General features: G+C 62.9%; 37 protein-coding genes. 4 read left to right on the top strand and 33 right to left on the bottom strand.

Features of this window, described 5'->3' with window-relative positions:
• Nucleotides 1-50: 50 nt before the first annotated feature.
• On the bottom strand, nt 51-701 hold the full coding sequence (gene erdR, locus ATY02_RS07790) for a response regulator transcription factor ErdR (RefSeq protein ID WP_068580553.1): 651 nt from the start codon (nt 699-701) through the stop codon (nt 51-53).
• A 237-nt stretch (nt 702-938) separates the two neighbouring features.
• Here erdR and ATY02_RS07785 point away from each other — a divergent pair, with 237 nt between their 5' ends.
• The gene (locus ATY02_RS07785; RefSeq protein WP_068580552.1) at nt 939-1,847 is read left to right on the top strand and encodes a DMT family transporter; all 909 of its coding nucleotides are present in this window, start codon (nt 939-941) and stop codon (nt 1,845-1,847) included.
• On the opposite strand, the gene ATY02_RS07780 is transcribed toward ATY02_RS07785, so the two are convergent.
• Nucleotides 1,831-2,541, bottom strand: a complete 711-nt coding sequence (locus tag ATY02_RS07780) for a tRNA-uridine aminocarboxypropyltransferase (RefSeq protein ID WP_068580549.1) — start codon at nt 2,539-2,541, stop codon at nt 1,831-1,833. The genes ATY02_RS07785 and ATY02_RS07780 overlap by 17 nt on opposite strands.
• Before the next feature lie 190 nt (nt 2,542-2,731).
• Here ATY02_RS07780 and ATY02_RS07775 point away from each other — a divergent pair, with 190 nt between their 5' ends.
• Nucleotides 2,732-3,157: a quorum-sensing-regulated virulence factor family protein gene (locus ATY02_RS07775; protein WP_068580547.1), complete on the top strand. Its 426-nt coding sequence runs from the start codon at nt 2,732-2,734 to the stop codon at nt 3,155-3,157.
• Here ATY02_RS07775 and ATY02_RS07770 read toward each other — a convergent pair whose 3' ends face one another.
• The gene (locus tag ATY02_RS07770) at nt 3,158-3,352 is read right to left on the bottom strand and encodes a hypothetical protein (RefSeq protein WP_068580545.1); all 195 of its coding nucleotides are present in this window, start codon (nt 3,350-3,352) and stop codon (nt 3,158-3,160) included.
• A gap of 451 nt (nt 3,353-3,803) precedes the next feature.
• Between ATY02_RS07770 and ATY02_RS07765 the strand changes: the two genes are divergently transcribed.
• Nucleotides 3,804-4,922: a TIGR00730 family Rossman fold protein gene (locus ATY02_RS07765; RefSeq protein WP_068580543.1), complete on the top strand. Its 1,119-nt coding sequence runs from the start codon at nt 3,804-3,806 to the stop codon at nt 4,920-4,922.
• A 38-nt stretch (nt 4,923-4,960) separates the two neighbouring features.
• Here ATY02_RS07765 and recX read toward each other — a convergent pair whose 3' ends face one another.
• The 13 genes from recX to ATY02_RS07705 form a co-directional block, all read right to left on the bottom strand.
• Nucleotides 4,961-5,428 carry a recombination regulator RecX gene (gene recX, locus ATY02_RS07760; protein WP_068580541.1) on the bottom strand — a complete coding sequence of 156 codons (468 nt, stop codon included), beginning with the start codon at nt 5,426-5,428 and terminating at the stop codon, nt 4,961-4,963.
• 8 nt (nt 5,429-5,436) lie between these two features.
• Complete coding sequence (gene recA, locus ATY02_RS07755) at nt 5,437-6,489, bottom strand: recombinase RecA (protein WP_068580539.1); 1,053 nt, start codon at nt 6,487-6,489, stop codon at nt 5,437-5,439.
• Nucleotides 6,490-6,572: 83 nt separating this feature from the next.
• Nucleotides 6,573-7,073, bottom strand: a complete 501-nt coding sequence (locus ATY02_RS07750; RefSeq protein WP_068580537.1) for a CinA family protein — start codon at nt 7,071-7,073, stop codon at nt 6,573-6,575.
• Between the two features lie 114 nt (nt 7,074-7,187).
• On the bottom strand, nt 7,188-7,550 hold the full coding sequence (locus tag ATY02_RS07745) for a hypothetical protein (RefSeq protein ID WP_068580535.1): 363 nt from the start codon (nt 7,548-7,550) through the stop codon (nt 7,188-7,190).
• Between the two features lie 213 nt (nt 7,551-7,763).
• The gene (locus ATY02_RS07740; RefSeq protein WP_068580533.1) at nt 7,764-7,946 is read right to left on the bottom strand and encodes a hypothetical protein; all 183 of its coding nucleotides are present in this window, start codon (nt 7,944-7,946) and stop codon (nt 7,764-7,766) included.
• Nucleotides 7,947-8,194: 248 nt separating this feature from the next.
• A complete protein-coding gene (locus ATY02_RS07735) occupies nt 8,195-8,557 on the bottom strand; it encodes a hypothetical protein (protein ID WP_176719837.1) in 363 nt (120 codons plus the stop codon).
• A gap of 17 nt (nt 8,558-8,574) precedes the next feature.
• Entirely contained in the window at nt 8,575-8,751 is a 177-nt protein-coding gene (locus tag ATY02_RS07730; RefSeq protein WP_083236101.1) for a Com family DNA-binding transcriptional regulator, read from the bottom strand.
• A 64-nt stretch (nt 8,752-8,815) separates the two neighbouring features.
• Nucleotides 8,816-9,826, bottom strand: a complete 1,011-nt coding sequence (locus ATY02_RS07725; RefSeq protein ID WP_068580532.1) for a contractile injection system protein, VgrG/Pvc8 family — start codon at nt 9,824-9,826, stop codon at nt 8,816-8,818.
• A gap of 9 nt (nt 9,827-9,835) precedes the next feature.
• Nucleotides 9,836-10,048, bottom strand: a complete 213-nt coding sequence (locus ATY02_RS07720) for a tail protein X (RefSeq protein ID WP_022642643.1) — start codon at nt 10,046-10,048, stop codon at nt 9,836-9,838.
• Nucleotides 10,041-10,424 (bottom strand): phage tail protein, encoded by a 384-nt coding sequence (locus tag ATY02_RS07715; protein ID WP_068580530.1) that lies wholly within the window; start codon nt 10,422-10,424, stop codon nt 10,041-10,043. Before ATY02_RS07715 ends, ATY02_RS07720 begins: the two co-directional genes overlap by 8 nt.
• A complete protein-coding gene (locus ATY02_RS07710) occupies nt 10,424-12,760 on the bottom strand; it encodes a phage tail tape measure protein (RefSeq protein WP_068580528.1) in 2,337 nt (778 codons plus the stop codon). Before ATY02_RS07710 ends, ATY02_RS07715 begins: the two co-directional genes overlap by 1 nt.
• Nucleotides 12,761-12,766: 6 nt before the next feature.
• On the bottom strand, nt 12,767-12,892 hold the full coding sequence (locus tag ATY02_RS36325) for a hypothetical protein (protein ID WP_022642640.1): 126 nt from the start codon (nt 12,890-12,892) through the stop codon (nt 12,767-12,769).
• Complete coding sequence (locus ATY02_RS07705; protein ID WP_068580526.1) at nt 12,889-13,458, bottom strand: phage tail assembly protein; 570 nt, start codon at nt 13,456-13,458, stop codon at nt 12,889-12,891. Before ATY02_RS07705 ends, ATY02_RS36325 begins: the two co-directional genes overlap by 4 nt.
• On the opposite strand from ATY02_RS07705, the gene ATY02_RS07700 reads away from it, so the two are divergent.
• Nucleotides 13,457-13,678: a hypothetical protein gene (locus tag ATY02_RS07700; RefSeq protein WP_068580523.1), complete on the top strand. Its 222-nt coding sequence runs from the start codon at nt 13,457-13,459 to the stop codon at nt 13,676-13,678. The genes ATY02_RS07705 and ATY02_RS07700 overlap by 2 nt on opposite strands.
• Before the next feature lie 27 nt (nt 13,679-13,705).
• Here ATY02_RS07700 and ATY02_RS07695 read toward each other — a convergent pair whose 3' ends face one another.
• From ATY02_RS07695 to ATY02_RS07615, 17 genes are all read right to left on the bottom strand, one after another.
• A complete protein-coding gene (locus ATY02_RS07695; protein ID WP_068580522.1) occupies nt 13,706-14,212 on the bottom strand; it encodes a phage major tail tube protein in 507 nt (168 codons plus the stop codon).
• Nucleotides 14,212-15,378, bottom strand: coding sequence for a tail protein (locus ATY02_RS07690; protein WP_022642636.1), 1,167 nt, complete (start codon nt 15,376-15,378; stop codon nt 14,212-14,214). Before ATY02_RS07690 ends, ATY02_RS07695 begins: the two co-directional genes overlap by 1 nt.
• Before the next feature lie 2 nt (nt 15,379-15,380).
• Entirely contained in the window at nt 15,381-15,584 is a 204-nt protein-coding gene (locus ATY02_RS07685) for a hypothetical protein (RefSeq protein ID WP_022642635.1), read from the bottom strand.
• An 87-nt stretch (nt 15,585-15,671) separates the two neighbouring features.
• Nucleotides 15,672-15,908 carry a tail fiber assembly protein gene (locus ATY02_RS07680; RefSeq protein WP_053135617.1) on the bottom strand — a complete coding sequence of 79 codons (237 nt, stop codon included), beginning with the start codon at nt 15,906-15,908 and terminating at the stop codon, nt 15,672-15,674.
• Nucleotides 15,909-15,919: 11 nt separating this feature from the next.
• Nucleotides 15,920-16,672 (bottom strand): hypothetical protein, encoded by a 753-nt coding sequence (locus ATY02_RS07675; RefSeq protein WP_068580520.1) that lies wholly within the window; start codon nt 16,670-16,672, stop codon nt 15,920-15,922.
• Between the two features lie 107 nt (nt 16,673-16,779).
• Nucleotides 16,780-17,316 (bottom strand): phage tail protein, encoded by a 537-nt coding sequence (locus ATY02_RS07670; protein ID WP_068580518.1) that lies wholly within the window; start codon nt 17,314-17,316, stop codon nt 16,780-16,782.
• Complete coding sequence (locus ATY02_RS07665) at nt 17,313-18,047, bottom strand: phage tail protein I (protein WP_068580516.1); 735 nt, start codon at nt 18,045-18,047, stop codon at nt 17,313-17,315. The genes ATY02_RS07670 and ATY02_RS07665 overlap by 4 nt, the downstream gene beginning before the upstream one ends.
• A complete protein-coding gene (locus ATY02_RS07660) occupies nt 18,044-19,039 on the bottom strand; it encodes a baseplate J/gp47 family protein (RefSeq protein WP_068580513.1) in 996 nt (331 codons plus the stop codon). Before ATY02_RS07660 ends, ATY02_RS07665 begins: the two co-directional genes overlap by 4 nt.
• Nucleotides 19,036-19,368 (bottom strand): phage baseplate protein, encoded by a 333-nt coding sequence (locus ATY02_RS07655; protein ID WP_053135635.1) that lies wholly within the window; start codon nt 19,366-19,368, stop codon nt 19,036-19,038. Before ATY02_RS07655 ends, ATY02_RS07660 begins: the two co-directional genes overlap by 4 nt.
• A 10-nt stretch (nt 19,369-19,378) precedes the next feature.
• Entirely contained in the window at nt 19,379-19,990 is a 612-nt protein-coding gene (locus ATY02_RS07650) for a phage baseplate assembly protein V (RefSeq protein WP_068580511.1), read from the bottom strand.
• Nucleotides 19,991-19,993: 3 nt separating this feature from the next.
• Complete coding sequence (locus ATY02_RS07645; protein ID WP_068580509.1) at nt 19,994-20,518, bottom strand: hypothetical protein; 525 nt, start codon at nt 20,516-20,518, stop codon at nt 19,994-19,996.
• Nucleotides 20,519-20,536: 18 nt separating this feature from the next.
• Entirely contained in the window at nt 20,537-21,052 is a 516-nt protein-coding gene (locus ATY02_RS07640) for a hypothetical protein (RefSeq protein ID WP_053135643.1), read from the bottom strand.
• Nucleotides 21,053-21,082: 30 nt separating this feature from the next.
• The gene (locus ATY02_RS07635; RefSeq protein WP_022642626.1) at nt 21,083-21,646 is read right to left on the bottom strand and encodes a glycoside hydrolase family 19 protein; all 564 of its coding nucleotides are present in this window, start codon (nt 21,644-21,646) and stop codon (nt 21,083-21,085) included.
• Between the two features lie 12 nt (nt 21,647-21,658).
• Nucleotides 21,659-22,267, bottom strand: coding sequence for a tail fiber assembly protein (locus ATY02_RS07630; protein WP_068580506.1), 609 nt, complete (start codon nt 22,265-22,267; stop codon nt 21,659-21,661).
• 7 nt (nt 22,268-22,274) lie between these two features.
• The gene (locus ATY02_RS07625) at nt 22,275-23,315 is read right to left on the bottom strand and encodes a phage tail protein (RefSeq protein WP_068580504.1); all 1,041 of its coding nucleotides are present in this window, start codon (nt 23,313-23,315) and stop codon (nt 22,275-22,277) included.
• A gap of 82 nt (nt 23,316-23,397) precedes the next feature.
• Entirely contained in the window at nt 23,398-23,889 is a 492-nt protein-coding gene (locus tag ATY02_RS07620) for a hypothetical protein (RefSeq protein WP_068580502.1), read from the bottom strand.
• Nucleotides 23,890-24,819, bottom strand: a complete 930-nt coding sequence (locus tag ATY02_RS07615; RefSeq protein WP_068580500.1) for a phage tail protein — start codon at nt 24,817-24,819, stop codon at nt 23,890-23,892.
• Between the last annotated feature and the right edge of the window lie 114 nt (nt 24,820-24,933).

The following is a 24,933-nucleotide window of genomic DNA, read 5'->3' as shown; positions in this document are numbered from 1 at the left end:
GTGAGGAAACTAGTTCAACAAAAGTCAAAAAAGCGTGAACGAACCGCCGATCAATGACCGGAAATTGACTCAAGTTGTTGCAGGAGCAAAGCAGCCTGGGTACGGGTACGAACCCCCAGCTTGCGAAAGATCGCGGTCACATGGGCCTTGATCGTCGCCTCCGACACACTCAACTCATAAGCGATCTGCTTGTTCAGCAAACCTTCGCACACCATGGTCAGAACCCGGAACTGCTGGGGTGTCAGGCTCGCCAGACCTTCGCTAGCGGCCTTGGCCTCTTCCGAGACGCTGACTTCTTCGAAGGCTTGCGGCGGCCACCAGACATCACCATCCAGCACGTTGCGCACGGCTTGCTGGATAACCTCCAGGGAGCTGGATTTGGGAATGAAGCCACTGGCACCGAACTCGCGGGAACGGACCATGACGGATGCTTCTTCCTGGGCCGAGACCATCACAACCGGAATCTGCGGGTACTGGCCTCGCAGTAGCACCAACCCGGAAAAGCCATAGGCGCCGGGCATGTTCAGGTCCAGAAGGACCAGGTCCCAATCGGCTTTTTCGGTAAGGCGGGTTTCCAGTTCGGCGATGCTCGCCACCTCTACCAGTCGCACATCAGGCCCCAGGCCCAAGGTAACGGCCTGGTGCAGCGCACTGCGAAAAAGCGGGTGGTCATCGGCAATCAGGATTTCGTATGTGGCCATTTTTCAGATGATCCTGTTTTCATGGCTGGGCCGATACATTCAGCCCAGGCCAAAACAATCAGGGTACTCGCCAGAATGCGGTACCCAAAGAGCAAGAACGCCGCGAAAAGCCTGAGTAAAAAGGCGGTTCAAACAGCGCTGGCGCCCTAACCGGCGCCAAGCATGCCCAGCGAAGCCGGGGTGGTCAAGTTTCAAGCTTTGCGGCATCTTGGCCCGCTAACTAATAAGAGAGCTCCCATGCGCAACCAAGCCTTGCGTGCCGATGTCCTGATGCTGATTACCGCAGTGATCTGGGGTTCGGCTTTTGTCGCACAAACCTCCGGCATGAATCACATCGGTCCCTTCCTTTATTCCGGCTTGCGTTTTGCCTTGGGCTCACTGTGCCTTTTACCGCTGGTGCTACGTAGGCCTGCAACCGATCGCCCAGCCGAACCCTTTCTTACCCCGGGCCTATTAAGGGGGGGCATGCTCATGGGGCTGGCCCTGGCCCTGGGAATCAACCTGCAACAAGTCGGGCTGATGTTCACCAGCGTCACCAATGCCGGATTCATTACCGGTCTCTACGTCATTGTAGTGCCGCTACTGGGCCTGTTGCTTGGCCACAGGACGGCACTGGGTACCTGGCTTGGGGCGGTGCTGGCGGTGGTGGGCATGTTCCTCCTGAGTGTCGGCGAGGGTTTCCATGTCGCCTCCGGAGACTGGTTGCAGCTGATCGGGGCTTTCGTCTGGGGTGGGCACGTGATCCTGGTAAGCCTGTTCGCCAGCCGGCATGACCCGATCCGCCTAGCCTTCCTGCAATTTGCCACCTGCTCGGCAGCGAGCCTGATCCTTGCCCTGTGCCTTGAGCCGATCCATTGGCCGGCCATCGTCGGTGCCGGTCCGGCCATTCTCTATGGTGGCGTCGTTGCCGTTGGCATCGGCTACACCCTGCAAGTCATCGCCCAGAAGCACGCCATCGCCTCCCACGCGGCCATCATCCTGTCCCTGGAAGCGGTATTCGCCGCCATCGCCGGAGCCTGGTTGCTGGATGAGTCCCTGCAAATGCGCGGCTACATGGGTTGCGCCTTGATGCTCAGCGGAATGCTGGTTGCCCAGCTATGGCCACAAAAACCATCCCAGGCAGGCAGCTCTACACAAAAGGCTTGAGTCGAGTGTGAACCTCATCATCCGGGTCGATCGCTTTCTGGAACTTCGCTGACAGGTAATGGGTGCTGAATACATCAAGGTAGGCATCCAGGACCTGGCTGACCTGCTCATCCCCCGCCAACTCCAGGCACAAGGCTGCAACTTCCGCGGTGCAGAAATGATCATCACGCTTGGAACGCCGTAGCTTGTAGCGCGAGAGTTTTTCGGACGAAAGGCTCAAGACCGGCAAGTGTTCCAGGTAAGGACTCTTGCGGAACATCTTCCGCGCCTCGCTCCAGGTCGCGTCCAGCAGGATGAATAACGGACGCTTGCCCTCTTCCCGGCTGACCTCGCTGACGACTCGCTCAGGGGCCACGAACTCTCCCGGGAACACGATGTAGGGCTGCCATTGCGGATCGGCGAGCAGGGCTAGCAACTGCGGATCGACCTCAGTACGTGACCAGTGAAAGGCCGAGGTATCGGTGACCACATCGGCAATCAGCCAACCGGTATTACTCGGTTTGAGCGGTTCGACATCGTGCATGATCAGGCACATGGCCGAATCGCTCCTGACGTTTGGCCGCCAGGCACACAGGCAATGAGTGGGAATCACCCGGCAACGAGGGCAACGCTCAGCCCGGGAACCCCTGGCTAAAAAGGGCTTGACCACACGAGCCATGCGCTGGTCGCGCAAACGGGAAACCGCATGGCTCATTGCTGGCCGCACCAAAGGAGGGAGAGATTCGACACGAAAATGACTCGAGAAAAGAAAAGTCCGAGAAGTTTATCAGAGCCGTCCATGCAAACCTGTACCGCCTTCCCGACTCTCCCCCTATAATCCGTCGCCACTGAACGCACAGTCGAGTGACTGGTCGAAGCATCAGTCACTGCACCAGGAGAGTTTCATGTTGCGCTTTACCATTCCTACCGTCGCCCTTCTGCTGGCCCTGCCCCTGGGCGTCCAGGCCGCATCCCTGCAAGAGTTCGAACTGAGCAAGATGCTGGAGAAGGTCGCAGAAGAGAGCAACATCGGCACTCCTCGGGAAATCAACGAGAATATCCTCGATCAAGGCTATACCGTTGATGGCAAGGAGCTGATCAACCACCTCAGCGTCCAGGCCGGGCATGCTGCCGAAATGCGCGCCAACCCCAAGGCGGTTTACCTGCAACTGGGCGCCAGCGTCTGCCGCAACCCCAACTATCGCAAGCTGATGGCCAAGGGCGCGGTCATGCGTTACGAGTTCACCGAGAACCGAACCAACCGTCCAGTCGCTTCGGCGCGTTTCCAAGAGTCGGACTGCCCTTCGCAGAGCGCACCCAAGAAGAAATAATCATGTACGGGTTGCGCGCCGCTGTTGATCATCGGCGCGCAACTCCGCTACCAAGGCCTGCAGGTATATCGAGGGCCGCTCCTCTCCCGCCAATCGGCGCCGGCACTCCTCTTCCAGGCTCAATCGATGGGCCAGCGCAGCTTCTTGCAACAGCAGGTAAAGCTGTGGATCGATTTCCAGCACCACAGTGGTCATCCATCGCCTCCATGCCCTTGGCCTGTACCGACAAGAGCGACCTGGACCGCCTCCCGGATACCGCTTCCGAGCCAAGCGCTACAGCTCAGTAAATCAGAGCCTCAGAGGGTTGCCGCCCGTTCTGATAAGCGGCGTTCATCCCTTGAAAACCCAGCAAGAAACGGTTGCCAGCCAAGACTTTATGGGCACATGATCAAGTCATGTTCGAAGGTTCCCATCAACTGCCCAACGGCGGCCCAGGAGTCCGCCACCTGAGTCTTGAGTGCACGTTTTTCTCACATAAAGGAAAGCAGAACCTCTGAGGATGAGCCGGGCACACCCAACGACCCACCGGTGATCGGCTCGAAACACTGCTCGGGCGTTGGACCAGGCAGGCAGCGACACAGGCAGTGTCGTGGCGCGCTCGAACATGTCGAGCGTGCGCAAGGTTCTGTGCAGAAGGAGAAGCTGAATGCCCTACCAAACGAATGACCTCTTGGCCCGTCATTTTCAAAGCAACGGCGTCGACCTCACAGGCCAGGTCGAAGAACAACTCAAGCGGGTTGCTCCCAACAGCCCGAATCTCCCCCTCTACCGCGATATGGTCCTTACTGTCCTGCGCATGGCGGAAGAGGATCTCAATCGCTGGAATGCCAAGATCGTCCTGCAGGCGCTGCGCGAACTGGAACATGCCTTTCGGGTGCTGGAACAGTTCAAAGGGCGGCGCAAGGTGACCGTCTTCGGCTCGGCACGCACCCCCAGCGAACACCCGCTGTATGCCATGGCCAAGGAATTGGGGGCCGCCTTGGCTCGTTCCGACCTGATGGTCATTACCGGAGCCGGTGGCGGCATCATGGCGGCAGCCCACGCTGGCGCCGGATTGGAACATAGCCTGGGCTTCAACATCACCCTACCATTCGAGCAGCACGCCAACCCGACCGTAGGTGGGACGGAAAACCTGCTGTCATTCCACTTTTTCTTTACCCGCAAACTGTTCTTCGTCAAGGAAGCCGATGCGCTGGTCCTCTGTCCTGGGGGCTTTGGCACCCTCGATGAAGCCCTGGAAGTGCTGACCCTGATCCAGACCGGCAAGAGCCCGTTGGTACCGGTGGTGCTGCTGGATACCCCTGGCGGGCAATTCTGGCAAGGCGCGCTGAACTTCATCCGCGACCAGCTGGAAGCCAATCGCTATATCCTGCCCAGCGACATGAAGTTGATGCGCCTGGTACACAGCACCGAAGAAGCGGTGCAGGAAATCCAGCAGTTCTATGCCAATTTCCACTCCAGCCGCTGGCTCAAGCAGCAATTCGTCATCCGCATGAACCACCCCCTCAATGAGCAAGCATTGGCTGTCATGCAGGACGAATTCGCCGATCTGTGCCTGAGTGGCCAGTTCCAGCAGCAGGTCTACAACCCTGAGGAACAGGATGAGGCACAGTTCAGTCACCTGACGCGCCTGTCATTCGCCTTCAATGCTCGGGACAATGGTCGTCTGCGGGAGTTGATCGACTTCATCAACCTGCCGGAAAACGGGCCCAGGCATCAGCCCCGACCAACTCAACGGGAAAGGGAAACCAGCAAGGTCAACTGATCGGCGACCGCCCACTGCACCCTGCAGTGGGCACTGCCTCAATCATCCAGGCTGCGACGACTCAGCAAGCGGTTGATCATGTCCATGGAATACCCGCGATAAACCAGGAAACGTCCTTGCTTGGCACGCTCCCGAGCATCTGCTGGCAACTGTCCGGAAAACTTGCGCTGCCAGACATCCCGCAATTGCTCTTGCCAGTCGACTCCGCACTCGCGCAAGGCCTGCTCGATATCAACACGCTGTAAACCACGCTGGCCAAGTTCCTCACGGATCCGCATCGGTCCATAACCGGAACGGGCTCGATAAGAGATGAAACTTTCAAGATAACGGGATTCAGACAACAAGCCTTCTTCCGTCAAGCGGTCAAGGGCAGTGTCGATCATTTCAGGAGAGGCGCCGCGCTGACGCAGTTTACGCGTCAGCTCGACTCGACCATGCTCGCGTCGCGCGAGCAGGTCCATTGCAGCTCGCCGCACAGCGACGAGGGTATCGAGTACGGCGATCATGGGGTCAATCAGAAGTCAGCGTCGGCCATGTCGTCTTCGGTCTCTTTGACCGGGTTGGACTTGAGGTCCGGCGAACCGCTCAACAGCTTGTCGCGGATCTGCTTCTCGAGGGCATTGCCGATCTCAGGGTTGTCCTGCAGGAACTTGGCAGAGTTGGCCTTACCCTGGCCAATCTTGTTGCCCTGGTAGCTGTACCAGGCGCCGGATTTCTCCAGGAAACCATGCAGCACGCCCAGGTCGATGATCTCGCCGTTAAGGTAGATACCCTTGCCGTAGAGGATCTGGAACTCAGCCTGACGGAACGGTGGAGCCACCTTGTTCTTGACGATCTTGACCCGGGTCTCGCTACCCACCACCTCGTCGCCTTCCTTCACGGCACCGGTACGGCGGATGTCGAGACGAACAGAAGCGTAGAACTTCAGGGCGTTACCACCGGTGGTGGTTTCCGGGCTACCGAACATCACGCCGATCTTCATACGGATCTGGTTGATGAAGATAACCAGGCAGTTGGCGTTCTTGATATTGCCGGTGATCTTGCGCAGCGCCTGGGACATCAGGCGAGCCTGCAGGCCCACGTGCATGTCACCCATTTCGCCTTCGATCTCGGCCTTGGGCACCAGGGCCGCCACGGAGTCGACGATGATCACGTCAACCGCGTTGGAACGCACCAGCATGTCGGTGATTTCCAGGGCTTGCTCGCCAGTGTCAGGCTGGGAAACCAGCAGGTCGTCGACATTGACGCCCAGCTTGCCAGCGTATTCTGGATCGAGGGCGTGTTCGGCGTCGACGAACGCACAAGTGGCGCCGGCTTTCTGCGCCTGTGCAATGACCGACAAGGTCAGGGTAGTCTTACCGGACGACTCAGGACCGTAGATTTCAACGATACGGCCTTTCGGCAGACCGCCAATGCCCAGAGCGATGTCCAGACCCAGAGAGCCAGTGGAAATGGCCGGGATCGCCTGACGGTCGTGATCGCCCATACGCATTACGGCACCCTTGCCGAATTGACGTTCGATCTGACCCAGGGCCGCAGCCAAGGCTTTCTTCTTGTTGTCGTCCATTAAAGTCCTCACGTAATCAATAAGGCCTGACGGCCAACACCTGTATAAGTAGCCAGTATTATTCCACAGCGTTCGAGGATCGCCTACCCCTGATTTGCGATTTCTGCCGCCGCATGTTGCAGCAGCCCCTCTAGGGCGGCCTTCACCGTTTGTCGGCGGACCTCGTCCCGGTTCCCCGGAAAGTGCCGGCACTCGGTAATCAGCCTATCCCCCACGCCCCAGGCCAGCCACACCGTGCCCACGGGCTTGTGCGGTGAACCGCCATCCGGCCCGGCAACGCCACTGACCGCCACGGCAAAACGCGCACGACTACGAACCTGGGCACCACGGGCCATGGCCTCCACCACCTCGCGACTGACCGCCCCCACCGACTCGAAAAGCCCGCTGGACACCCCCAGTTGCTCGGTCTTCTGGCGATTGGAATAGGTCACGTAGCCTGCCTCGAACCAGGCCGAGCTTCCTGGAATCCGGGTGATCGCCTCGGCGATCCCGCCCCCGGTACAAGACTCTGCCGTGCTGACGTGGGCATTGAGAACCTGCAGGCGACGGCCAAGTTCCGCGGCAAGCTGAGTGATTTCTTTCACATTGATCTCCTGATGAGGCGGGCATGTGCCTAACCTACACCAGGCCCCATGGCTTGCAAGTGACAAGCCGTCCCAGGGCCCTCAACCCTCGTGAGGCCCAGGTCCTGGGGCAGATCAACCCAGGAAGTCCCAGGTCAGGGCAATGCCAGCGGGTCGTGGGGTACTGGCAGGCACCGAAGTCCCCAGCCACAGCCCTTTACCCGCAGGAACGAACAACGGATAGGGCAGCACGACTTCCGAATGCGACCCAGCGGCGCTATTGCCATTGCCCGAGAAAATGATGGGCACGGTCCTGTCGCCGGGGATCGTCGGCGCCACCTGGCCACAGTAGAGGTCGACGGCGCCGTTGGATGGCGCGATGTACCCCGTGCGAAGGGTGACGCCATGGGTGTTCTTGGCCGGGTCCACGATGGTGGTGATACCGGCAGGAATCGGATAGATCGATACGAAGTGGTTACCCACTGGAACTGCTTCCATTTTTTCACCTTGAAGTCGATTGTCCTGCGCAGGATTGCGCAGGGTCTGTCGCTCAAAGGCGATAAGGCGGAGCTCCAGGCTCTCTCGTTTACCACTGTGCCGGGTGTCCCGTGCCCAGTGCACGCCACAGCTTGCGCAGGGCTCTGATCCGTAGCGTTCGATGGCAACCACACAGGACTGCCACACTCACGGAACGCTGCCTGCCACGGCAACCTACACCGCGTTCAACGCCACCTTCAGCGCCGCCAGGGTGTTGGTGACCTGGTAGTTGTTGGTGTCCGATCCCTGGTAGATCACGGGGTAGTTACCCTGGTCGATCACTTTGGAAACGCTGCCCACGGAAACCAGCGCTGCCTGACCGTTCACGGCGGTCACCGAAATGTATTTCTCAGCCATGTTTGTTTCTCCTTGTGATTGAAATGCTCCCCGGACACCCTTGCCCGGGAAGTTTTTTGCACCCGACCAGCCACGCGGTAAATCACCGCCCCAGCGGTCGTTAATGGCACAAAACAGAGAGCTACCGCCCGGCCAATCGGCCTTGGGGCAATAGCCTTGGCCGCCTGTCGCGGCAAGATCGTGCGGCATCCAACAGCTTCAGTAGCCAAGCCGTTATCCGCACATAGAGGACGGTCCCGCCCCAGGCGTCAGCCCAGCAAATCCCACGACAGCCCCAGGCCACCGGTGGGGGCCGCGCCAGCCTGGAAGCTGCCGCTGCTGGCCCAGATACCGTGCCCTGCCGGAATCAGCAGCGGATAGGGCAGGAACACCTGGGACTGCTCGCCGGCACGCCCCGGGTTGTTGCTGCAAAAGACGATACGAGTGTCGATATCGCCCGGGCTAGAAGGTGCCTTGGGCGAGGCATAGAGGTTCACATAGCCGTTGCCGGCAGCGGCGTTGGCGTAGCGAATGCACAGGCCGTCGGTGTTCTCCGAAGGGGCGACCAATTGCACCACGCTCCCGTTGGGGTACAGCGCACGAAAGTGTTTACCGATTTTTGCAGCTTCCACAGTTTCACCTATTGAGTTCAATGATCTGGCGCGCTGGATTGCGCAGCCATGTCGCTCGATGGCGATCGCCCGAGGTTCAAGCCCTTCACATGATTCAAGGTGCCGCAACGCGAGCACTTGATCTGGAGCTCCGTAAACTCGCCCACCCGGGCGAGCAGTCGTTTGCAACTACCGCATCTGCATTCTTTGAGCATTTCTCAACTCCTTTGATTTCAACCGTCCTGGCCCGCAACGCCCAGGCCACGCGCCACCCCGCCCCTAGTCACCCAGGCAGCTGGCGTTGACCAGGCAGCGATAGCTCTGCTCGTGGCTGCCGCTGGCCGTCACCTTGTCGATCGACCAGCGCCCCTGCATGAACCCCGGCCAGCTTGAGTCCAGCAGCAGCAAGCCTTCGGCCGCCAGGGCGGGATTGCCCGGGCAGTCGATGTTGACCTTGCGCGCCGCCCGCTCCAGCTTGCGTATCTCGCCTTCCGCCGCTGCCCGCGCCTCGGCCTCGCTCTGATACCGCTGGCGCAAGGTCTTGAACGGCTTGATCCCCAGGCTCACCCGCTGCTCCTGACCCGCCGCAGCGTCCCACCAGGCCGTGATGCAACCGCTGTACTTCATCCGTGCTTCCTCATCGAGTGAGGCGGTGATGAAGGCCCGGTCCCCCGGTCGGTTGTCACGGGTCACGCTCAGCGTCACATCTTCCAGCGGCTTGCCCGAGAGGGACTTGACCTGGCCGCTGCGGGCCAGCACATAGAGCCCGTTGATCGGCTTGGTGACCGCGTCGTAGCGCCGAGCCAGGCGCGTCAGGAAGCCCATGTCGGTCTCGTTGGACTGGTCGATGTGCTCGATGGCCTTGCCTTCGAGCTCCGGGGCCACCCGAGGCGAAAAACCATGGCGGCTGACCAGTTGGCGAAACAGTGCGCCCAGGGTCGTTGGCCCATGGCTGGCACTGCGACGCTGGCGGAAACCACTCTCATCGGCCGCGCCAAAGGGCGCGGCGGTGGCCACCAGCTTCAAGCGCATGGGGAACAGCAACGGGGTGCGCTGGTTCACCACGAACAAGCCCTTGTCCACCAACCCGGTTTCCCGATAGCCGACCCGCAAGCCGATCTTCCCGCCCAGGCTCGGCAGGCCCTCCAGGCCCTCGATGTCCAGAGTCAGCTTGAGCTGGTCGGACTCGATGCCCGCGGCATCCACATGCTGCCAATCCAGCAAGCGCTGCATGATCAGCTCCGAGTTGGCGCCGTAGATCTCCACCACGGGTGTAAATCCAAGTGTCATGTGGCCTCCTCAATCCCAGGCCGAAACCGGCGCCAGCGCCCGCGGCCGCGCTTCCACTTCCGGCAGCAGCACCCAGACTCCGGCCGGCAACACAGGCCCCAACTCCGCGAGACCGGGATTGAGGCGCCAGAACGCCTCCTCGACCTCGTCGTCGCTGCGGGCCAATTCGCGGTACAACAACAGGTTCGCCGAATCGCCGGCGATGCTTCGAGCCCTACGCATTGACGAACTCCTCCAGATCCAGCACCCAATCGATCAGCATCGCCGTACCGTCGTCGATGACCGAGCTCTGGGTTTCGGTGACGCTCTTGATCACCCAACGCCCCCAATTGCGCCCCACACCGTCGATCAACGGCAGCGGCACGCGGCGGGCCTGCAAGGCGCGCAACTCGTCGAGGCGCGCCATGGCCACGCCGTACATGGCCTTGCCGGTGATTTTCAAGGTTTCCAGGCCCTGCCCGCCCTGGTTGGTGCGCGGTTTGCTCACCAGGATGTTCAGGGGCTTCCAGCCCCCGTCGGTGGTGCGCACCAGGGAGTCATAGGCAAAGCTGCGGGACAGGCCGAAGATGAAATCTCCCAATGCCATCTGCTGTTTCATCACGCCACTCCATCGGTCAACGCCGCGCCACGCCGCACGGCCAGTGAATCGCCCATCAGCGGCAGCCACTGCGCCTGCAGTTGCTGAACCACCCGGTCAGCCAGTTGCTGGGCACTGGCCTGGTCCTGGCCGTGGATATGCACCACCGGGGCAAAGTTGATCTGCCGGTTCTCCGCCTGGGCTGCCGCCAGGTTCTGGCTGACCGCCGCCGGCGCGGCCAGGCGGTCCGCCTGGCGCCCAAGCTTGTCACCGAGCCAGGTACCGGCTTCGCCGCCGGCCAGACCGCCCAGGGCGCCACCCAAAAGGCCACCGATGGCAGTACCGACACCCGGGAAGATCAGCGTGCCGATCGCCGCTCCGGTGCTGGCCCCGGCATACGTGCCCGCCAAGCCACCGCCGACCGAACCCACGGCGGCCCCGACCTTGCCGGAGTCACCCTCGCGCCAGCCCTGTACCAGCTCGACTCCAGCCTCGATCAGGCTCAAGGGGCGGAATAGCTTGCCCATCAGCTTGCCCCCGGCCCCTCCTGGAAGTCGCGGCGCCCCGCCGGAAAAACGCCGGCCCATCGTGGAACCCACCCGCTCAGCGGCCAGGCGCGCCATGGCTGTCGCTCGGGTGGCCAACCCGGCCATCGCGGTTCCCAACCGCGATGACAGCTGGCCGGCGCTGGCCCCAACCCTGGCAGAAGCCTGCCGGGTCATCGTGGCCAACCGGGTCCCGAGGCCAGACACCGCCGCGCCCAGCCCCCTGCCCGCCGCTTGCACGGCGGCCGCGCTCCTGCCAGCCAGGTTCGACACCATGCCCGCCATGCGCGAGAACACCGGGCCCAGCCGTGAGCGAATACCACCGCCACCCGCCCCTCCCGCCGGAGGTTGGGGCCCGCGAGGCTTCTTGCCCAACGAGAACAGGTCACTGACATCGGTGTAGAGGCCCTTGAGCTTCACCAGCGCCGAAACCGCAGCCACCGAGACCGCCAGGGCAGCGGCCACATGAGGGAACATCTGCGCCAGCTCACCGAACTTCTGCAGCACCGCCCCAGCGCCGGTCAACGAACTGCCATAGTCGGCCAGCACCGCCGAACCCACGGAGCTCTTGAAGCCATCGACCTGGGCATCGAGGCGGTTCCACTGGGCCTGAGGCGTTTGCGCGGCCTCCTGGGCAGCCTTGGCCACCGCCCCCTGGCCATCCCGCAGCGAGCTGGCGTACTGCGGCTTGTCCGCCACCAGGGCAAAGGCCTGGGCCAGCCCGTCCAGGCGTGGCAACAGCGCCTGCAACGCACCATTGTCGGCGAACAGCTGCGCGGCGATGGCGCCCTGGCGTTCGGCCGGTTGCGCCTGCAACGCCGCGAGCACCGCCTGGATCGTCTGCGGCGCCTGGGTTTGCATATCGCGAGCCACGGCTCGTGGATCGAGCTTGAGCTCACGCCAGGCCGCAAGCTGCTCCGGCGAGGCCTTGTCACCCTGGACCAGGGCCTGACTGAACTGGGCCAATGCCACTCCGGCACTGGCCTGGTCGGCCCCCGACTTGAGCAAGGCGGCCAGCAGCGCGGCCGCTTGTTCCGGGCTCATGCCCGCGGCCATGGCGTTACCACCATAACGGCCGAGGATCGAACCGATGTCCGCCGCCGAGACCTTGAGCCCGCTGCCCAAGTGCTGGGTGGCATCGGCCAGGTCCAGGCGTTGGCCGCGGTCGAGCTGCATCGCACTGCGCCAGCCCAACAGCAAGTCCCCCGCCTGCTTGACCTTCAACTCCAGGCCGGAGCCGACCAGCGCCGCATCCCGGGCAAAGTCCAGCACCTGCTGCGGCTGGTACTGGGCCGAAGCGCCCGAACCCTCGACGCCGACCCCGGCCTTGGCCGCCGCCAGCCCGACCCGCACCAGGTCGGTGGCCGTGGCACCGGTGGGCGCCACCAAGGGTTCGTTGGCCAGCTTGATGTGCTGCTCCACCATCTGCCGCTGCTGCTCGGCGGTCAGCGGCAGCACCCGCTTGAGCTCCACCATCGCGGTATCCAGGCCGATGGCCGGCTTGAGATGGCTCAGGGGCTTGTTGTCCAGCACCGAGGCCTTGGCTGGCTGCGTCGCAGCAGGTGCGGCCAGGACCTGGCGGTCATTGAGGGTCATCAGCAACGAACGCTGGGAGACCAGCACGCCCCTTAGGGATTCGACCACCGCCAGCAGTCGTTCCTGCCCGCGAACCAGCTGCCTGAGCCCGCCGCCAAGGGCGCCATCGCGCTCCGGCAAAGGGGCCGACCACTGCAACGTCGCTGCAACATCGGCGGACAACCCGCCAGCCTGCTGCACCGCGGCGAACCTCAGGGAAAAGTTACCTTGTGCCATCGCACGCTACTCCTTGTTCAGGCCCAGGCGGGTCATCGCTATGTCGTAGCGACGCATTGCCTTGCCGGCGTCCCACTCCAGGATCTCGGCCTCGGTCACCGAGTAGATCAGCGGCACCACATCGAGGATCACTTCGATGTCGCGCTGCGAAAGAAGTCCGCCGGTTTGTTTAAAAAATCGTCGATGCGCACCTGCAACTGGGTCCAGTCCGGCACGGTCAGCATGGCCAGGTCCGGGATCATCAGACCGGTGCAATGGGCGGTGATGAACTCGGCCCGTTCCTTGGGCGTCGCGAGTTTCTTCATCACCCTGGTCGCGCGCAGCGCTGGCATCTCCAGGGTCAGCGACGTCCGGCCCTGGCCGGCCAGGTCCAGCGGCAACAGCAGCGGTACCTGGTCCGGGTCGGCCTGCTCGTCCTGCTCCAAGAAGTAGGAAGTCGGACGGGTCGACATATCGTGTACGTACTGGGCAATGCTCACGTAGTCCGGACGTTTGAGCTGGTCCAGCTCCTTGTCGGACAGCCCCGTGGCGAGCTTGGCCAGGGCGAAGAACTGATCGTCTTCATCATCCCCGGCACGGGCCAGGGCGTCTTTTTGCGCAGCGTAGAACAAAGGCTTGAGCGTGATCCGCTCAAGGGTGCTGCCATCGTCGCCGGTAATCGGCGCCAGCAGCACATGGACCGGAGGTGTCCAGGACATGAGATCAATTCCTTGGAAAAACAAAAACGCCGCCGGCGGCAGAACACGTCAGGCACCGGAGGCATGGAAGGGCAATGCCGATCAGTTGGGGAACTTGCAGGAGCGAGGCTTGCCCGCGATGGACGCCAGAGCGCTGGGTTTATCCACTGGCTTTAACGCCCCTCGCGAGCAATCGAGCGTCGACTGGCTGCTCCTACAGGGGATCACCGCGCTTGACTGACTGGCATTGGCAGAAGGGTCGCGCCTTTTAGGGCAGCAACACCGCACGCCGCGCTGCGCCGAGGATGTCGACCCCGTTGAGCATGAACTTCTGGGTGCGCACATCGACGTCGATCACCGGCACGCCGTTTTCCAGGCGGTTGTAGGTACGGCAGCTCAATTCCAGGGTGGTCTTGGGCTGCTCGCCCATCTTCAGCGGAGCCTCTTCCAGCGACTTCAACTTGCCGCCCACGGTGTGGTAGATGAAGTAGGTGTTGCCGTCCTGGTCCTGCCCGGCTTCCCGGACGTTGAGCAGGATGTCGTCACCCACGCTGACGCCCAGGGCCAGCATGATTTCCGGACCTGCGCCCTGCAGCACCAGCTTGGCCCCCAGGACCTTGCCGCCCTTGGCCATTTCCTCGCCGATGAAACGCCCACCACGCATTTCCTGCATCTCGAACTCGATCTTCGGTGGCGTGAACTCCTCCACCGTCGCCGACAGCGGCAGGCCTTGCAGGGTGGCCGCGATGGCCTGTCTGACTCGGTTGGTAAACATTAGAGAACGTCCTCCAGGAACTGCTCGATGATTTCATCGCGGGCATTGAGTTGATAAATCATGTGCTCGTTCGGCGCGTAGCGGCCGTAGTCGATGACCACGTACCAGGTACCGTTCTTGTACTTCTCGACGCTGTTGAGCTCGGGGTGCAGGTAGACCTTGCCGCCCGGGATGGTCTCGTCGGCCACCAGGGTCTGCAGCCAGTCGTTGATGCGCTTGACCTCCTGGTCCATGAACGACTTGGTCAGGTTCTTGGCCATGGCCTTCTGCCCGGCCTTGACCAGCTTGCGGCTGATGGCGTCCTCCAGGCCGACGTAGCTGATGAACTTGCCGGTGATGGAGCGGTTGCCCAGCAGCGAGAAGCCGCCCAGCACGGTGCGTGCGTAGTAGCTGATGCCGTAGCGGTTGAGCAGGTCGCCCTCGGTGGAGGTGTCGAGGATGTTGTATTCCACGCTGCGCGAAACATCTTCGGCGAAGGTCACCTGGTTACCCGGGCTCTCCCACTGCTTGACCTTGGCCAGGGCCGCGATGGCCAGGCTCGACGGGGCCAGGAACACATTGGCCTTGGCCGCCTTGGAGTACACCGCCGGCAGGTTGTGCACCACCAGGCAACGGTCGAAGCCCAGGTCGGCGCCGCCCAGTTCCTTGCTGTACGCCACCTGGTCGGCCACCGAGGCATCCTTGCCATCGAGGACCACCCGCGCCTTGATGCGCTTGCCGAACGCGGCGAACTCACCGGCCACCGCCTTGCTGCCGGTGAAGCCCGGGGCGCCGATGATGGTCAGGTCCTCGGGCACGCTGCTCAGGGCCGCCAGGCCCAGCTTGCGCCCGGTCACCGCCTCGTCGCCGCCGATCACGTTGTTCAGGGTGTCGGCCGGGGTCGCGCCCTCGTCGACGATCACCACGTAGACCGGCACCTTGACCACCTTGAGGATCTGCAGCACCGCCTGGAACAGCGTGCCGGCCTCGGCGCCGGTGGGGTCCAGCAACGCCTGGGTGCTGAAGTTGCTGATGCGGATCGGCGTGTTCTTGGCCAGCGAGGCATGGGCGTTGGGCGCGGTGCCCACCAGGCCGATGACGTTGTCGCCCAGGCCACCCATGGCCTCGGGGGATTCGCTGGCATTGACGGTAATGCCGTTGTGCTCGAAGTTCAAAACCTCAGCCATGGTCAGTCAGCCTTCTTGGTCGCGGCCTTGGCGGCCTTGGTGGATGGGGTCTGCGCCGCAAGGACGCTGGTCAGCTCCAGGCGCCCGGCACTGCGCAGCGCGCTGGCCTGGACATCGAGCAGGTCGAGTTCTTCGCCGACGCTCGACCAGTGCCCACCACCGGTGGGGAATGGCACGAGCACGGTGTATTTCTGGCGGATAGCCATATGCATGTTTCTCCAGAGACAAAAACGCAAAAACCCCGGGACGGGGCTTTGTTCAGGCGTAAAAAAACCGCTTGCGCGGCGGAAGAGTTACTTGAGGAATTCCGGCTTGGCCGGCCAGGCGACCGCATCCGGATCGCTGCCCTGCTCGGGAATATCCCGCAGCCCCTGGCGGTAGGCGGCGAACGCCGGACGATTGGCTTCGCCCATGGGGTAGTCGGGCATGGCGGCATAGTCACTGGCGGCCAGGTCTTCATCGCGCGCCTTGCGAATCATTTCCCACTTGATGATCGGATGCAGCTCGGCAGGTACAAAGGTAGGTTTCATGGTGTTGTTCCTTAGCTAATGGCCAGCATGGTGCCCCAGTCACCTGGATTGGTGACCGCGCCGGTGCAAGCACCGGCCAGCATGATTTCAATCAGTCCGTTGGACGAAGTTCGCATTGGATGCAAGTGGAAATAGGCTCCAAACAACGCCGAAGGAGACATCACGGTCGAGCACCAGCGCCATTTGCCCTTCTCGGCACCGTGACTCCAGGCGCCAGCGATCGACCCTTCAATCACTCGCACGAAAGCACCCAGGGTCAGCGAGGTGTTCAGCGGTACCGCAGCGGCACCGTTCGCCAATGCCTGGTCGCTGGCGTAGGGAAAGGCCAACCAGGGGCTGGAGTCGATCTGGGTCCATTTCATTTGCCAGACGTTGATCGCCCCGCGCCAATAGTCCGATGCCCGGATATCGAAATTCGGATACTGCTCCCGGACATCCGCCTGCACCTTCAGCATGAAGTCGACATCCGCAACCGGGCGCCCCGTTGCCTGGGACACCGAAGAAATGGCACGCAGTTGAGTCGTGGTGACCTGGGCATGAATGCCCCAGTTGTCGATCAGTGTCCCGGCCGAGTTGGGTAAAAGGGTGAAGTTCTTGGTAACGGCCAGGCGTGGCAGGCGACCCTGGAGATCCGCAAGTTGCGAGTCATATTGCTGGCGAGCCTTGGCAATGGCCTGGTCGATCTCGCCGACCTTGCCCGTGACGGTATTGGTCAAGTTGTTCGCCGCGTTTACCACCGCGGCCAGTTGCTGTTCTGTACTCAAAGTCCTAACTCCTTAGATTGCGTTGCGACTGTTCACAACGACGTTGCCCATTCAGCACCAGTGACTGAACCACTTCACTGGCACCTGCAAGCCTGATTCGAGGCCCGTCAGACGGTCCTTTTTTCCAGGGCTCGCAGGCGAAACAGCACGTCGAGGCCCCGGTTCATATGGTCGATGCTGGCCGCCGAGAGCGTGGCCAGCTCATCTGCCAGCAAGATGTTGAGATTCTCGCTCCCGACCACCACGGTCACGCTCTGGGCCGGCAACGGCGAGATATCCAGGGTGAATTTCTGCAGCACCCGGGCAGCGGCGGCCTTGTACGTCAGCAGCTTGCCGGCCACCGAATACACCGCCAGCAACGTACCGCTGGCCAGGTAGAAACCGAACTCGCCAATCTCGTATTCGTCCGCGCCATCGAACAGCGCCGCCATCCGTAGCTGGTTCGAACCCAGGTCCTCGTAATCCACGATTGCCACCCGTTGCCGCTCATCGCGAAGGCTGGTTTGCGAACCGCTCGGATCGTAGCGACCGGTACCGGCGCCGATGTGGGTGATCTGCCCTTTCAAGCCTTGGTTCTTGGCCGCCAGCACTTCCTCCAGACCGGCGGAAGTGAAGCGAACCAAGCGCGTAATGTCTTCTGTCATAGCTGCGCCCTGAGGTCGTAGTCGTTGATGGTGTAGTGCTGGGCAACCCCAGCATTGTTGAGTCGGGCATCGAGCCCGAATTCAGGCAGCACGCCGGCCAGGCACAGCTCGCCATCGCTCAATGGCGTAGCGGCCCCAGCGCCCAGGCCCAAAGCCCCATGCAGGCGGATCTGCGGCAATGCGCCCGGGTGGCTGTCGTCGCCGATGCTCAGGCCCGGCTCGGCCGCCGCAGCCACGCCCAGGCCGGCAGCGGTCTGGTGAACCACGGTGATGGTGCCCTCGTCGCGCTCGCTCCTGGCGGCGTTGATGCGCCGTATCAAGCGGTTGTGATCGCCACTGGACCAGTCCCGCACGATGACGGCCTGCACATCGAAGGTGTAGGGGTGTGCCTGGGGCCGTTGTTCGTACCAGGCAGCGATATTGGGCTTAAAGCCCAGGGACTCGACCGCATGACTCAAGGCCTTGTGGGTCCCGGCCTGGCGCTGGATCTGCCAGGACAACGCCACGGTCAGGCGCTTTTCGGCTTCACCGGCTCCGGCATCCCACTCGTTGACCCCACGGTCTGCGGCCAGGTAAGGCAGGAACTGCGCCGGGGTACGGGCCGGGTCCATCAACTGGGGAAACGGCGGTGCCACACGCTCCAGCAACCGGGCAAACCCCAGGTCGAGAGCCTTTTCCAGTGCCGAGCTGTTGCTCGGTAGCAAGCTCGAAGGTGCATTGTCTTCGTTCATAGAATCCGCACCTCCACTTCAACCCCCAGGCAATAAGGCGCCTGGAATGCACTGGTGACTATGGGCTGCAAAGGTTCGAGGATCTCCAGTTGCACCGCGCCAGCCTTGTGCAAGGTGAAATCGATCCAGCTCGGGTCGACCCGCCCCTCCAGGCGGTGACAGCTGTCGGCGTAGGCCTGGAGCTGTTGCTGTGTTGCGACCTTGGTCAATCCGGAATCGGGTCCCGGATTGATCTTGGCCACCACGCGAATCCGGTAGGGCAAGATTTGCGCTGCCTGGACGGTGACCCGATCCGTTTCCGGCTTCACATCCGGGCGGGCGAAGTGCCTGCGCACGCCATCAAGCAACTCTGCCGATGGCGTGCCATCCCCGGAGCGCGACAGCACCGTCACCATCACCTCCCCCGGTGCCGTGCGCCGGGCGTTGCCATCCTTGACCTGGGCGGCGAAGCCATCCGGGTCGAAGGTGTAGGTGACCGTCACCACCCCGGCGGCGCCGGAGTCGACCTTGACCACCGGCCGCTCCCCCAGGGTGAAGATCTCCCGTCGATACTGCATGCGCGAACCAGCCGCTGGCGCGTGGGGCGCCAGGTAGTAGCGCAGCCGCGCATCGTCGTCGCTTTCGTATACCGGCGGCACCGGCGGAAAGGCCTGGTCGTCGCCCGGCACCAGCAGCTGGCGCTCCAGGCCCATGTCGGCCAGGCGCGCGTCCAGGTTGCTGCCAGTGGCCCACCACGCCAGCATCTGGCGGATCCGCGCGTTGTACTTGCGCTCGTGGGTCTGCAAGCGCACGCAGAAGGCCTCCAGGGCCATGGTCAGCAGTTCGCTTTCGTTGTCCAGGCTGGTGCGCAACTTGGTCGCCTGCTCCGGGGAACGGGCAGCCACATAGTCAAGGACGAAGGCCTTGAACTCGGCCAGCAACGGCTCGAACTCATCGACCTTGACGATCTCCGGTTCTTCGAGCTGGTTCTGCCCGGGAATCAGCATGCTCATGTCACCACCTCGAAGGATTGCCGGCGGTTGTTCCAGGTCCCGGCGAAGCGCAGCAGCAAGCCCGCGCCCTGGCGGCTGGCGACGATAACCTCGGGCTCGAAGTCGGCGATGCCGTTAGCCTTGTTGTAGAACGCCTCGGCGGCGTGGCTCTGGGCCAGGACCAACAGGTCGTCGCCAAGATTGCGCCCCAGCAACTGGGGAATCAGCGAACCGTACAGTGGCCGCTTCTGCCGGGTGCCCAAAGGGGTGGTCAGCGCCCGGGTGGCACGCTGGACAAATTGCAGCCAGTCATCGACCGCTGCCCCGGTGTGTCTATCAACGCCGATCATGGCGAACTCCTTATGCGGTACTGATGACTCGGCCCTGGTGCTCCACCAGCGGGCCGCGCAAGTGCACACCCTCGGCATCCAGCCGCAGGCCGCTGGCGCCCAGGCTCAGGTCCACGGCATCGGCAGTCATCACCAGGCGGGCATTGCCCAGGCTCAACTCCAGCGCCTCACGGCTGCCGCTGAATGCCGCCGGGCCGTTGCTCCAGTTCAGGGTGTGGCTGGTGTCGTCGTAGCTGCTCTGGCTGCCGTCGCGGTATTGCCGACGGGTCAGGCCGGCGACCGTGGCGGCCGGGGGAAAGCGCTGGCTGTTGAGGCCGAACAAAGCCACCGACTGGCCCCCGCCCTCCCCCGCGCCATGGTTGAGCAACAGGCATTGCTCGCCCACCGAAGGAATGCGCGACTCGCTCTGCTCCCCGGCGCTGGGGTTGAAGAAACGGATGGCCGGGGTCAGCAGGTCGCCATGGCTGACCCGGCAGGTATTGCTGGCGGCGTCCACCGAATGGCAAATGCCGATCCGGCAGAAACTCTCGGCACGCCGATGCAGGTCGTCCAGCTCGGTTTCCATCTCGGCCAGGCGCTCGATGATCGGGGCCAGTTGCACCCTAAGGAAGGCATCGAACATGGTTCAGTCCTCCAGGGCTCGGTATCGGCTCGGATCGTCGATGCTGGAGACTTCCCAGGTACGAGCGAACAACGGCTTGCCCACAGGGTCATCCAGCAGCGCCGGCCCCAGGTAGATGGCCTGGTCGAAACTCAAGCTCCAGGCGTCATGGGTCGGCTGCGGATCGGTCACCGGCAAAGGCTGCGCGACGATGTTGCCCGCTGCGCCACACTGCTCGGCCGACCAGCCCCAGCGGTTATCCGCCAACACCGTCAGCAGCCGGCTGGCCAGGTCCCAGGCGGCCTGGGTCGAACCCGCATGGCGCGGCACACACAGCTGCAGGACGATGCGCAGCAACTGCACCTGGCGCCCCAGGGAGGAACGCGGGGCCTGCTGGTTACGCTCGATATCCAGCAAAAACCACGGCTGCCCGGAGGTGTTGCCGAAGTCCTGGCGCGTGCCCACCTGCAGGCCTGGTTCGGCCTGGCGCAAGCCTCGCTCGATGGCCTGCAGCAGTTCGGAAGGTTTACGAATATCCGGTACGGACATGAAAGTCTCCTGTTCCCCTCAGGGATGCCGGGCCACCGCTGGGGCGCCCTGCAGCAGGGCCTGGGACTCGCGCACCCACTGCTGCAACGCCTTCAGTTGCTCGGCATTGGCGTGGCACTGGTTGTAGTTGTCGACGACGCTGGCGGCGACGGTAGAGAGTGCAAGGCCCGAGGCGGCGCCATCAGTGCCGCGGGGGCCTCCGGCCACGGGCAGGTTGTGGGCGCCGGCGTCGTGCACCCGGACAAAACCGGCAGGCACCACGCAAGCACTATCAGCGGCTTGGGAAACATAGATAGGGACCTCCTTGGTAATCGTGGCGCCCGCCTGGTAGACCTTGACGATGCGGTCGACGTACTCGACCACCACCTTCTCCTTGACCGTACCCAGGGCCTGGCCCTGTTCGAAGGACTGGCGCAGGCGCGCCTCGTCCAGGACGTGGTTGCGGCTACGCTCGCTGCCGACCCCGGTGATATAGCCCAGGGCATAGAGCAGCCCGGCCATGACCGCCACGGCCAGCCAACTGCGAATGTTCATGCTGATTCTCCTTGGCGCACGCCGGCGGCCTCAGGCGGCCGGCAGGCCCAGTACCGAGCGCGCCCGGCCCCAGAGCTGGCGGCGATCTTCCAGGCCGTTCAGGCCGCCATTGATGCGCCGGGTGATGGCGTTGAACTCATCACGATCGGCCAGGGCATTGAGCCCCGCCCGCTCCCAGAACCAGGCTGCCGATTCGGCGGCCCATTGCGCCTGCTCCAGCAGCTCGGGCAACTCCAGCAGGCGCTCGTCGCCGAACAGGCCGAGGCTGCACTGGCGATAGTTGCTGCGCCCGGTGACCTGGATCAGCCCACGCCCGCGATAGCGCTGGCCGTCGCCATCGGCCTCGGGGGTATTGCCCAGCCGCGCGGCCAGGGTGCCGGTGTCGTACTTGCTCAGGTACTGGTCGTTGCCCAGCTCGCGCACGTACTGCAACTGCCCCGATTCATGGCCGATCTGCGCCAGGAACGCCGCCTGGCGCTTGGGCGTATCGATCTGCCGGCGAGCCATGGCAGCGTTGAGCGGGGATACGAAAACGCCCGCTTGGCGGCGGGCGTTCGGCATGATCTTGAGCAACTGCTCTTCAGTGATCGACATAGAGGATTCCTTTCATTTGTTCTTCCCACGAAACAGCGCGAACAGTGGGTTGGATGGCGCCTTCAATACGGAAGGCGCCAGTACCGGCCACTCGATCTCGGACGGATATCCGGGCTGCTGTTCGATACGATTCAAGGCGATGCAATAGCGCTTCCAATCGAGCAAGGCGTTTTTCTCCTCGGTAGAGGCCTCTCCAAGGTCGACGGCGTACTGCAGGGGGGCCAGGCGGATAGCTGCCTCACGCAAACGGTTGTCTCGCTCCAACAGCAGCTGTTCCAGAGTCGCGGACTCCCGGGCCTCCCGGTCAAGCTGCCAGCGATCATCGTGCCAAACGTGATAGGGATCGGGACGGGGCTGGGTGGTCAGTCCCTCGGGCAGATCACCCAGGCGCTCCCAGGTACTTGCCGCGCCACCATGGATCTGGAATACCTGGCCGCGATGATCAGGCAACAGTTGGGGAGCACCATCGACCCAGGCCCAGGCAAATCCCTTTTCGGGCGGACTCAACTCGCTGGGCAATTCCACGGCATTGGCCGGCAACTGCACACCCAGCCCGGGAACCACAGGAAATACCACCGGCCCGATCAACGCTCCGGCAGGGCTCACAAGATATTCAGGCATGAGAACCTCAGATAAGTTTGATACGGCCGGGATAGGCGATGTTTCGCGGACGCACCATGCCCCAGTAGATACTGGAGATCACCTGCGTCGCACCCGCAGCGTTGTAATAGATCATTCCATTGAACGAGGTCGGATCGACCCCCACGTTAGCCAGTTCGCCAATACCGTGCACCGCCGGGGACTGGCCGTTGTCGCCGGTGATATTGGTCCCGGTTTGCCAGCTGCCCGCCCCACGCCCGACATCGACCCCACGATCCTCGTCAAGTACCCGCAGGAATTCGCCCTGGGCCTCGGGCAGGCGAAAAGTCGATACACCATCACCGTAGCTCCAGCCCCCCGCACGATCGTTGTCGGGGCGCAACATGCCCGATTGCTTCGCGTGATCCCACAACCAGGGCCAGTCGGCGCGGTTCAGCAACTTGCCGTTCAAGGCGCCATATCCACCCGGGCTGAACTGGGTCGTGGTCTCGAAGAACATTCGCCCAAGGGCAGCGTTGTCATAGCGCCCGACCGGCCACCAGCCTCCCGCCCCATCACTGCGCAGATGCCAAAAATCACCAGCGCCCATCAACACCAGGAAACCGTACCCTGCGGCACGCAGATGGGTGTGGAACTTGATGGTGTCAGCCCCCGTGCATTGCACCAGTACCCGGTTGCCACCGTTATCGAGCCTCCGCACGATCACGTCGCGCACACCCAGTACCGAGTCCGCCGCAGGTAGCGTCAGCGTAATCGGTTCCTGTGCGCCGTTGACCATCACCAGACCCAGGTCCTGCGCGGCCAGGCTTCTGGAATGGTTGATCTGGAGTACGCGCGAAAGCATGGGACTGGCGTTGGCCAACATGACCTGCAACGCCTTGAGCAGCTGAGCGGTATCCGCTTCATCCGGTACAAGCCCGGCGCGGCCAATCACCGTCAACAGCTCCTGGGTAATGCTGTTGCCCCAGGCGGCGGGGATCAGCGACCCGGGAGTTCCGGCCACAGGATTCTCATCGACGAACTTGCCGTTGAGCAGGCCTATGCCAGGAACGCTTTTGGGATAATCCACTGTTCTACTCCTGCATGTTTTTTCCAATGAACAAGGCCTGGGCATGCCGCCCCATCGGCCTCACGACGCCTGCTGGCCCGCATCAGGACGAAGCTTCCGGTGCCGGTTGCGCGGGCTTTCTGGCCCGGGTGCGCTTCACCGCGGGAGCCGCTGCCGGTGCCGGCATCACTTGTACGGGGCGCTTGTCGCTAGCGGGGAATTCGTCCTGGGCCGGCCATTGGCGCAACAGCCGCCGATAATCCTGCAGGCCCTGGAATTGAGCCGCCGACAAGCTGGTGGCGCCACCGGCGTCCAGCTCATCGCGATGGCGCGCCACCACGCCGTCGGTCTCCTGCAATTGGCCGTCGCGCCAGGCGCGCTCGATCAGCGCCAAGGTCTCGGCCGAAGGCCCGGGGCGTTCCACCAGGATCGGCCGGCCCAACTCGTCGGCGGCGATGGCCTGGCCCTGGGCCTGTCCCTCGAACAGCTTCTGGTACTCCAGGTCGGTGATCTTCACCGCCTGCTCCAGCAGCGCCGGTTCATGCTCGTCGGAGCACAGGAACCCCAAGGTCTGCGCTAGAAAATACTTGCTCATTCAATACCCCCAAACCAGGATGCGGCCGCCAATGGGATTGGGCACCGGTACGTTGTTGCCGATGATGTCCCGGGACTTGGCCACCACCACCGCCTTGTTGCTGCTGGGCAGGTCGAAGGCCCAGACCGTGGTCCGGCCCGTGGCACCCCAGCCCAGGGGATTGAGTTCGTTGGCAATGCCGCCCAGTACCGCGTTGGGAAACTGGATAGGCAACGAGACGATCATGTTGCCATTGCTGTCGGAACCACCGGCGATCCACTGCACGATCAAGCCACTGGGCAATTTCTGATAACCCGTGGTGTTCAATGAACAGGCAAAACCCGGCATGTAGCGCATCGGTACGCTGCCCAGCAGCGCCGTCCACTCGCCATTGAGATGCTTGACCAGCACCACCGAATCGCCCACGCCGAATTCGAAGCTACTCAGGTAGCCGTTGCCGACGGCGATCTTGTCGCCACCATTGACCACCACGGTCATGGCCCCGGTGCCGGTGTTCATCAGGTACAGGGCGCTGCCATTGGCGATGGCCGGTCCGGCCGCGGGCAAGGTGATGCTGTAGCCGCCATAACCGAAGCGCACGCAACGACCAATATCGGCGGCGGTCAGGGTGGTGGCCGCGTTGTAGACCGCCACATCGCGCAGCGAGCCCAGGGCGCGTTGCACGAACTCGGTGGTGGCCGCCGACTTGCCGTTGTCGAACTGCGGTTTGGTCTGGAACAGCGCACCGCTGCGCAGCGCGGTGATCAGCTGGTTGTTGCTGCCTTCCAGCGGAGCGATGCCCGCGGCCGACAGCACATTGAGGATTTCATCGGTGATCGCGTTGCCCCAGCTGGCCGGGATCAGCGACCCCGGTGTGCCGGCAACCGGGTTTTCATCGATGAACCGGCCATTGACCAGCCCGGAGCTGGGCACGCTTTTTGGATAGTCCACAGGTGATGTCCTGATAAGGACGCCCACCGCTACGTCCCGGGTGCGACGCGGCTCGGCCAGCGGCCAGACAACGTCGGCACCCGGGTGGCGGGCAGGCGTCTTGAGATGATTGAA

This window comes from Pseudomonas sp. BIOMIG1BAC, from assembly GCF_001705995.2.
Lineage (GTDB): Bacteria > Pseudomonadota > Gammaproteobacteria > Pseudomonadales > Pseudomonadaceae > Aquipseudomonas > Aquipseudomonas sessilinigenes.
The sequence above is the reverse complement of the archived record's forward strand: the minus strand, read 5'-3'. Positions and strand labels throughout refer to the sequence as shown.

Coding starts and splice junctions, on each gene's coding strand:
- erdR (WP_068580553.1), bottom strand. CDS start 701: ATGGCCACATACGAAATCCTGATTGCCGATGACCACCCGCTTTTTCGC.
- ATY02_RS07785 (WP_068580552.1), top strand. CDS start 939: ATGCGCAACCAAGCCTTGCGTGCCGATGTCCTGATGCTGATTACCGCA.
- ATY02_RS07780 (WP_068580549.1), bottom strand. CDS start 2,541: ATGAGCCATGCGGTTTCCCGTTTGCGCGACCAGCGCATGGCTCGTGTG.
- ATY02_RS07775 (WP_068580547.1), top strand. CDS start 2,732: ATGTTGCGCTTTACCATTCCTACCGTCGCCCTTCTGCTGGCCCTGCCC.
- ATY02_RS07770 (WP_068580545.1), bottom strand. CDS start 3,352: ATGACCACTGTGGTGCTGGAAATCGATCCACAGCTTTACCTGCTGTTG.
- ATY02_RS07765 (WP_068580543.1), top strand. CDS start 3,804: ATGCCCTACCAAACGAATGACCTCTTGGCCCGTCATTTTCAAAGCAAC.
- recX (WP_068580541.1), bottom strand. CDS start 5,428: ATGATCGCCGTACTCGATACCCTCGTCGCTGTGCGGCGAGCTGCAATG.
- recA (WP_068580539.1), bottom strand. CDS start 6,489: ATGGACGACAACAAGAAGAAAGCCTTGGCTGCGGCCCTGGGTCAGATC.
- ATY02_RS07745 (WP_068580535.1), bottom strand. CDS start 7,550: ATGGAAGCAGTTCCAGTGGGTAACCACTTCGTATCGATCTATCCGATT.
- ATY02_RS07740 (WP_068580533.1), bottom strand. CDS start 7,946: ATGGCTGAGAAATACATTTCGGTGACCGCCGTGAACGGTCAGGCAGCG.
- ATY02_RS07730 (WP_083236101.1), bottom strand. CDS start 8,751: ATGCTCAAAGAATGCAGATGCGGTAGTTGCAAACGACTGCTCGCCCGG.
- ATY02_RS07725 (WP_068580532.1), bottom strand. CDS start 9,826: ATGACACTTGGATTTACACCCGTGGTGGAGATCTACGGCGCCAACTCG.
- ATY02_RS07720 (WP_022642643.1), bottom strand. CDS start 10,048: ATGCGTAGGGCTCGAAGCATCGCCGGCGATTCGGCGAACCTGTTGTTG.
- ATY02_RS07715 (WP_068580530.1), bottom strand. CDS start 10,424: ATGAAACAGCAGATGGCATTGGGAGATTTCATCTTCGGCCTGTCCCGC.
- ATY02_RS07710 (WP_068580528.1), bottom strand. CDS start 12,760: ATGGCACAAGGTAACTTTTCCCTGAGGTTCGCCGCGGTGCAGCAGGCT.
- ATY02_RS07700 (WP_068580523.1), top strand. CDS start 13,457: ATGAGATCAATTCCTTGGAAAAACAAAAACGCCGCCGGCGGCAGAACA.
- ATY02_RS07705 (WP_068580526.1), bottom strand. CDS start 13,458: ATGTCCTGGACACCTCCGGTCCATGTGCTGCTGGCGCCGATTACCGGC.
- ATY02_RS07695 (WP_068580522.1), bottom strand. CDS start 14,212: ATGTTTACCAACCGAGTCAGACAGGCCATCGCGGCCACCCTGCAAGGC.
- ATY02_RS07690 (WP_022642636.1), bottom strand. CDS start 15,378: ATGGCTGAGGTTTTGAACTTCGAGCACAACGGCATTACCGTCAATGCC.
- ATY02_RS07685 (WP_022642635.1), bottom strand. CDS start 15,584: ATGGCTATCCGCCAGAAATACACCGTGCTCGTGCCATTCCCCACCGGT.
- ATY02_RS07680 (WP_053135617.1), bottom strand. CDS start 15,908: ATGAAACCTACCTTTGTACCTGCCGAGCTGCATCCGATCATCAAGTGG.
- ATY02_RS07670 (WP_068580518.1), bottom strand. CDS start 17,316: ATGACAGAAGACATTACGCGCTTGGTTCGCTTCACTTCCGCCGGTCTG.
- ATY02_RS07665 (WP_068580516.1), bottom strand. CDS start 18,047: ATGAACGAAGACAATGCACCTTCGAGCTTGCTACCGAGCAACAGCTCG.
- ATY02_RS07660 (WP_068580513.1), bottom strand. CDS start 19,039: ATGAGCATGCTGATTCCCGGGCAGAACCAGCTCGAAGAACCGGAGATC.
- ATY02_RS07655 (WP_053135635.1), bottom strand. CDS start 19,368: ATGATCGGCGTTGATAGACACACCGGGGCAGCGGTCGATGACTGGCTG.
- ATY02_RS07650 (WP_068580511.1), bottom strand. CDS start 19,990: ATGTTCGATGCCTTCCTTAGGGTGCAACTGGCCCCGATCATCGAGCGC.
- ATY02_RS07645 (WP_068580509.1), bottom strand. CDS start 20,518: ATGTCCGTACCGGATATTCGTAAACCTTCCGAACTGCTGCAGGCCATC.
- ATY02_RS07640 (WP_053135643.1), bottom strand. CDS start 21,052: ATGAACATTCGCAGTTGGCTGGCCGTGGCGGTCATGGCCGGGCTGCTC.
- ATY02_RS07635 (WP_022642626.1), bottom strand. CDS start 21,646: ATGTCGATCACTGAAGAGCAGTTGCTCAAGATCATGCCGAACGCCCGC.
- ATY02_RS07630 (WP_068580506.1), bottom strand. CDS start 22,267: ATGCCTGAATATCTTGTGAGCCCTGCCGGAGCGTTGATCGGGCCGGTG.
- ATY02_RS07620 (WP_068580502.1), bottom strand. CDS start 23,889: ATGAGCAAGTATTTTCTAGCGCAGACCTTGGGGTTCCTGTGCTCCGAC.